This window comes from Vibrio halioticoli NBRC 102217, assembly GCF_000496695.1.
GTDB lineage: Bacteria > Pseudomonadota > Gammaproteobacteria > Enterobacterales > Vibrionaceae > Vibrio > Vibrio halioticoli.
In genome coordinates, this window is sequence record NZ_BAUJ01000094.1 from 1 (window position 1) to 6,318 (window position 6,318).

Annotated in this window: 7 protein-coding genes; 5 read left to right on the forward strand and 2 right to left on the reverse strand. The window is 42.9% G+C overall.

Annotation, left to right across the window (positions count from 1 at the left end; genetic code table 11):
• Positions 1-118: 118 nt before the first annotated feature.
• Positions 119-664, reverse strand: a complete 546-nt coding sequence (orn, locus tag VHA01S_RS17575) for an oligoribonuclease (RefSeq protein ID WP_023405689.1) — start codon at positions 662-664, stop codon at positions 119-121.
• 168 nt (positions 665-832) lie between these two features.
• Here orn and rsgA point away from each other — a divergent pair, with 168 nt between their 5' ends.
• Both rsgA and asd read left to right on the forward strand, forming a co-directional pair.
• Positions 833-1,888, forward strand: a complete 1,056-nt coding sequence (gene rsgA, locus VHA01S_RS17580; RefSeq protein ID WP_023405690.1) for a small ribosomal subunit biogenesis GTPase RsgA — start codon at positions 833-835, stop codon at positions 1,886-1,888.
• A gap of 70 nt (positions 1,889-1,958) precedes the next feature.
• Positions 1,959-2,816, forward strand: a complete 858-nt coding sequence (asd, locus tag VHA01S_RS17585; protein WP_039971407.1) for an archaetidylserine decarboxylase — start codon at positions 1,959-1,961, stop codon at positions 2,814-2,816.
• Positions 2,817-2,956: 140 nt separating this feature from the next.
• Here asd and VHA01S_RS17590 read toward each other — a convergent pair whose 3' ends face one another.
• Positions 2,957-3,604, reverse strand: a complete 648-nt coding sequence (locus tag VHA01S_RS17590) for a TetR/AcrR family transcriptional regulator (protein ID WP_023405692.1) — start codon at positions 3,602-3,604, stop codon at positions 2,957-2,959.
• Positions 3,605-3,701: 97 nt separating this feature from the next.
• Between VHA01S_RS17590 and VHA01S_RS17595 the strand changes: the two genes are divergently transcribed.
• The 3 genes from VHA01S_RS17595 to VHA01S_RS17605 form a co-directional block, all read left to right on the forward strand.
• Entirely contained in the window at positions 3,702-4,604 is a 903-nt protein-coding gene (locus VHA01S_RS17595; protein WP_039971408.1) for a 1,4-dihydroxy-2-naphthoate polyprenyltransferase, read from the forward strand.
• 87 nt (positions 4,605-4,691) lie between these two features.
• A complete protein-coding gene (gene rraA, locus VHA01S_RS17600; protein ID WP_023405694.1) occupies positions 4,692-5,204 on the forward strand; it encodes a ribonuclease E activity regulator RraA in 513 nt (170 codons plus the stop codon).
• Positions 5,205-5,389: 185 nt separating this feature from the next.
• Positions 5,390-6,318 (forward strand): SLC13 family permease (locus VHA01S_RS17605; protein WP_023405695.1); only part of this gene is annotated, 929 nt, incomplete at its 3' end.

Sequence of the window (6,318 nt, forward strand, 5' to 3'; positions counted from 1 at the left end):
TTCGTAAACGAGTTTAATTCGTTTAGGGGTGCGAATTATAAGAGGTTATTTCTGTGATGCAAGCCTTAATTTTACTTTTCTTTGTAGTTTCGCTTTAAGTGCGCAAAAAATAGTCACACTAGATATTCATGATTGTCTTTCTGTAGTAACGAAGCTCTGCTATAGACTCTCGAATATCATCCAACGCAAGATGCACGCCTTGTTTAGTGAAGCCATCTAAAACTTCTGGTTTCCAGCGACGAGTCAATTCTTTTAAGGTGCTGACATCCACATAACGGTAGTGGAAATACTGCTCTAGCTCAGGCATATGCTTGTACAAGAAGCGTCTGTCTTGCCCAATACTATTGCCACAAATAGGTGAAGCGCCTTTGGGTACCCATTTTTCTAAGAATTCGATCGTCAACGCCACCGCTTGATCTTCGTTGATATCGCTGTTTTTAACGCGTTCAACTAAACCGCTGTTGGTGTGGGTATTGGTACACCAATCGTCCATTTTTGCCAGTTCTGCATCAGACTGATGAATGGCAATCACAGGCCCTTCAGCTAAAATATTGAGCTCACTATCCGTTACGATAGAGGCGATCTCGATGACTTTATGAGTTTCAGGATCAAGCCCTGTCATTTCCAGATCAACCCAAATCAAATTTTTATCGTTCAACACCATGGATTAAATTGCCTATTATTGTTGTAAGGAAACCTCAGTAGTCTTACTGAAATGCAAAAAGTAGATTCGCTTAATTGTGAGCAGATACTGCTTAATCTCGCATCTTGAGGTCAATTAGGTATATCATACCCGTCAATTATAGAAAGCCAACCGGACACTAAAGAATACATGGCTAAAAAGAAAAAGCTAACCAAAGGACAAGTACGTCGTGTACGCGGAAATCAGAAAAAGCGACTGCAACAAGACAATGCTGTTCAATGGGATGAGCAAATGCTCGGTGAAACCAAAAAAGGCTTGGTCATCACTCGATTTGGGCAACATGCTGATATTGAGGACACTGAGACTGGTGAAATTCATCGCTGTAACTTACGTCGTGGTATCGAGAGTTTAGTCTCCGGTGATCGTGTGCTTTGGCGCATCGGATTGGAGTCTATGGCGGGTATTTCTGGAGTTGTTGAAGCGGTAGAACCTAGAACGTCTATGCTCACCAGACCGGACTACTATGATGGTCTAAAACCTGTTGCGGCCAACGTTGAGCAGATGGTCATTGTATCCTCAATACTGCCTGAACTGTCACTGTCTATTATCGACCGTTATTTAGTGGCCTCTGAAACGCTAAGCATTGCGCCGTTATTAGTGCTCAATAAAATTGACTTAGCCACCGATGAACAGCTACCAGTCCTGAAAGAGCAATTAAAAATTTACAGCGATATTGGCTATAAAGTGTTGTTGGTCAGTAAGGAAACAAGAGAAGGTATTGAAGCGTTAGAAGCCGAATTGGCTGGAAAAATTAACATTTTTGTTGGGCAATCCGGTGTCGGTAAGTCGAGTCTAGTCAATGCCTTAATGCCAGAGTTAGACGTTGAAGAAGGTCTTGTCTCAAGCAACTCAGGCTTAGGTCAACACACCACAACCGCGGCGCGTTTGTACCACTTCCCTGCTGGTGGCGATTTGATTGACTCCCCAGGAGTGCGAGAGTTTGGTCTTTGGCACCTTGAAGCCGATGAAGTCACTACGGCGTTTGTGGAGTTCCGCGAATTCTTAGGCTTATGTAAATTCCGTGATTGTAAGCATGCCGATGACCCCGGTTGCGCGCTGCAACAAGCCATTAGCGATGGCAAAATACATCCTAATCGTTTTGAAAATTACCAACGAATTATTGAAAGCATGGTGGAAAACAAAGCTAACCGCCAATACTCAAAAAATAAGAAACTGGATCAGTAGTTTACTTAGACAAATAGCCTTAGTTTAAGTAACATTCTGCCCCAATTTAGGAATAATGGACCTTATTGTGATTGATAAAATCAAAGTCGGTGCCCAATACTGGATGCCACAACATGGCCTTACCCGCCTAGTTGGAAAGCTAGCATCTGCGAAACTTGGCGTAGTAACCACGTCGATTATTCGTGGCTTCATCAAGCAATACAAAATTAACATGGATGAGGCGTTGCACTCAGATCCTGCATACTTCGCTACTTTTAACGACTTTTTCGTACGTGAATTGAAGCCGGGGCTAAGACCTATCGCAGAAGGCGAGAGTGTTATTACGCACCCCGCTGATGCTTGCGTAAGTCAATTTGGCTCGATTGAAGATGGCAAATTGATTCAAGCTAAAAACCACGACTATTCTGCTTGTGAGCTACTTGGTGGCGACTCTGAATTAGCTGCAGCTTTTACAGACGGCAGTTTTGCTACCTTGTACCTGTCACCAAGTGACTACCACCGCGTGCACATGCCATGCGACGGCACATTGAAGCAAATGATCTATGTACCGGGTGACCTGTTCTCTGTGAATCCATTAACGGCAGAAAACGTAGAAAATCTCTTTGCACGAAATGAACGTGTGGTGTGTATTTTCGATACGGAATTTGGCCCTATGGCGCAGGTATTAGTCGGTGCCACTATTGTGGGTAGTATCGAACTGACTTGGGCTGGAACCGTCACACCACCTCGTGGTAATACGGTATATCGTTGGGATTACCCAACCGAAGGCGAAAAAGCCATTCACTTCAAAAAAGGGGAAGAAATGGGTCGCTTTAAATTGGGCTCCACGGTGATTAACTTATTCCCGAAAGATGCCATCGAGTTTGACTCTAGCATGCAACGAGAAGCCACTACTCGCTTAGGTACAGCCTACGCTCACAAACGCTAATCTAACGTTTGTAAAAGACATAAAAAAGGAGCTAACGCTCCTTTTTTTTATACCAATCACACTAAGTAAGTGATCAGAACTAGCGCAGGGAAAATGCTCGAGAACAAGCTAGAATGACCCGTTATTTAGTACGATTGGTATTACTCAGCTTCTGCTGTACAGGTCATTTGTAACCCTTCTTCAAGCAAAAGTAGTTGCTCTCGACCCAATTGAGTTGCCACAGGTTTTACCATAGCCAATATCTGCAACATTCCTTGCATAATCATCGACTCAGTCACCTTTTGATTGGCACTCATCGCCGATTGATAAGCTAGCCAACCATTGGCAATAAAGTGCAAATTAGTCACAAAACGAGGCATGTTATCCGGTTCAACCACAATCAGGTTGAGCGTGCGAAAAGATTCTACAATTGCCACTAAGTTGATACGTAGCTTCTCTTGAACTTGGCAGTAGGCACTGTGTAGCTGTGCATCTCTACTGACGATATCGGCAAGGTTTGCATAGAAAAAACGGTATTTCCACATCAAGGAAAAAGTAGAATTCACATAATGCTTCAATAGCACTAAACTTTGCTCTTGGCTTTCATAAGGGCGGAATCTATCCAGTAACTCTGAAGTGTAGTCTTTGAAGATGGCGCGGATAATTTCTTGTTTGTTTGAGTAATGGTAATAAAGATTGCCGGGACTAATTCCAAGGTGTTCTGAGATATGATTAGTCGTGATGTTGCGCTCACCATGTTGGTTGAATAATTCTAGCGCTCCATACACAATTCTTTGCTTTGTTTTCATTTTGCTTCTCAATACCTTACTTAGGCCATTGTAATTTGATCAAATGGAAAATAGATTTGCTATACTCAATCACTGTCATTTTAACGTAAAAAGCTATATTACTTTGTCTGCTTCTCATTGGTTATCAGCCGCTCGACCTAAAACATTACCACTGGCTCTCACTTCCATCGTAACCGGAAGTTGCTTGGCCTATACCCATCAGCATTTTTCATGGAGTGTCAGCCTGCTTGCTTTGCTGACCGCGACTCTATTGCAAATCTTATCAAACCTTGCCAATGATTATGGTGACTCCCAACAAGGAACTGATAATCAAGATAGATTGGGGCCGACGAGAGCGATACAGTCGGGTGAGATAAGTCCGACACAAATGAAGATAGCAATGATTGTGTGTTCGCTCCTGAGTTTACTTTCAGGATTGACACTAATTCTATCATCTTTAACCACCATAGTAGATATAGGTATCTTCCTTGGCTTAGGCGTTTTAGCTATATTCTGCGCCATTGCTTATACCGTAGGTAAACGACCTTATGGGTATATGGGATTAGGCGATCTGGCAGTTTATGTCTTCTTTGGGCTACTAGGCGTGGGTGGAACCTATTACCTGCACGCACTCAGTATCACCGCTGATTTATTACTGCCTGCCACCGCCACCGGATTACTGGCTGTCGCGGTTCTCAACGTCAACAATATGCGCGATATTGATAATGACCAAGCATTTGGAAAAACAACCGTAGCGGTTCGTTTAGGTTTAGGAAAAGCTAAGCTATATCATGCGCTATTAATCTCTTTAGCTTGGCTGGCATATCTTACCTTTGTACTCAACGGTCACTGTAACCCATTGAGCTTATTGCTTACTGTTGCTATTTTAGTGCCGAGTGTATTGCATTTGCGTGCCCTCAATCGTGCGCAAGACAGTTTAGCTATTGCCCCATTGATGGCTGGAGTGGTAAAACTGGCATTAATCGCTAATGTATTATTTTCTTTAGCTATCATTGTTTAGTAAAAAGGTTAACTTGCGTCAATTATCAATTGCCATTGCAAGATATACTCTAGTTTGGGAATACTAACTTAGAAGGTGACACCGATTATGGAATACAATACTTCAGCCCTGTGTGATGTTTACTTAGATCAGGTTGATGTCGTAGAACCAATGTTTAGTAATTTTGGTGGTAGTGCGTCATTTGCCGGTCAAGTCACCACCATTAAATGCTTTGAAGACAATGGACTGATACGCGAAGTTCTCGATCAAAACGGGCAAGGTAGAGTATTACTTATCGACGGCGGTGGTTCCTTACGACGCGCATTGATTGATGCTGAAATTGCTTCTCTTGCAGAAGATAATGAATGGGAAGGCATTGTAGTGTACGGCTCAGTTCGTGAGGTCGACGAACTAGAAGATATGAATATCGGTATCCAAGCGCTGGCTTCTATCCCTGTTGGTGCAAGCCAAACGGATATCGGTGAAGTGGATGTACCGGTTAACTTTGGTGGCGTGAGCTTCTTGCCTGAAGACTATATCTACGCCGACAACACTGGCATCATCTTGTCACAAGAAGAATTAGACACAAATTTCGAGATAGAGGATGAAGACGTCGCCTAAGCGTCGGTACTTCTTAAACCTTATCCAACAAGAAAGCAGTTCGAGATAATCGAGCTGCTTTTTTTTGATTAAAAGCAAAATACTTACAAATAAATAGCATTACCTGTTAAAAAGGTGCAAGAAAGCCAAACACTTGCAACAAGTTTTCGATAACCTGCAACTTCGCATGAAAAGGAAGTGATGGGATGAACAAAGAAAACTCAAATCAAATAGCTAAAATAGGTTTTTGCCTCTTAATACCTATTCTCATACTCGCTATGCCCAGTGCGTGGATCCCAATCCATGGTATTACGGTAGTGCAGCAACGCCTGTTAGCAATTTTCGTGATGTCTGCATTATTGTGGGTACTTGAACCTGTCCCTGTGTTTGCGACCTCCATTTTAATTATTACCCTTGAGCTGATTTTCTTGTCCGATAAAGGGCTGACCATTTTAAGGGTCGATCACGCCAATGAAGCCTTTGGTACGCTGATCCCCTATACCGATATATTGGGCTCATTCTCATCACCGATCATCATTCTTTTTATGGGTGGTTTTGCCTTAGCAATTGCAGCCTCTAAATATCAACTCGATAACAACTTAGCGCGAGTTCTATTAAAACCCTTTGGCACCAAACCTAAATACATCATGTTAGGTTTAATGCTGATTACCGCTGTGTTCTCGATGTTTATGTCAAACACCGCCACCACTGTGATGATGCTAGCGCTACTTGGGCCAATTGTTGCCTCGGCCAAACCCGGCGATCTTGGGATCAAAGCGCTGGTATTGTGCATCCCTATTGCGGCTAACACAGGTGGTATTGCAACGCCCATTGGTACACCGCCAAACGCCATTGCTTTGCAATATCTGACAGGTGAAAACAGCATCGACTTTTTAAGTTGGATGCTATTTGGTTTACCGTTTGTCATTGTGCAACTGGCGATTGCGTGGGTACTGTTACAAAAACTATTCCCGTCATCTGAAGAAAAAATGGTGTTGTCTTTAGAAGGTACATTCCTAAAATCATGGAAAGCGATTGTGGTCTACGTTACCTTTGCCCTGACCATCATCCTTTGGATGACCACTAAACTGCACGGCATGAATACCTATGTGGTATCCGTTATCCCATTGGCTGT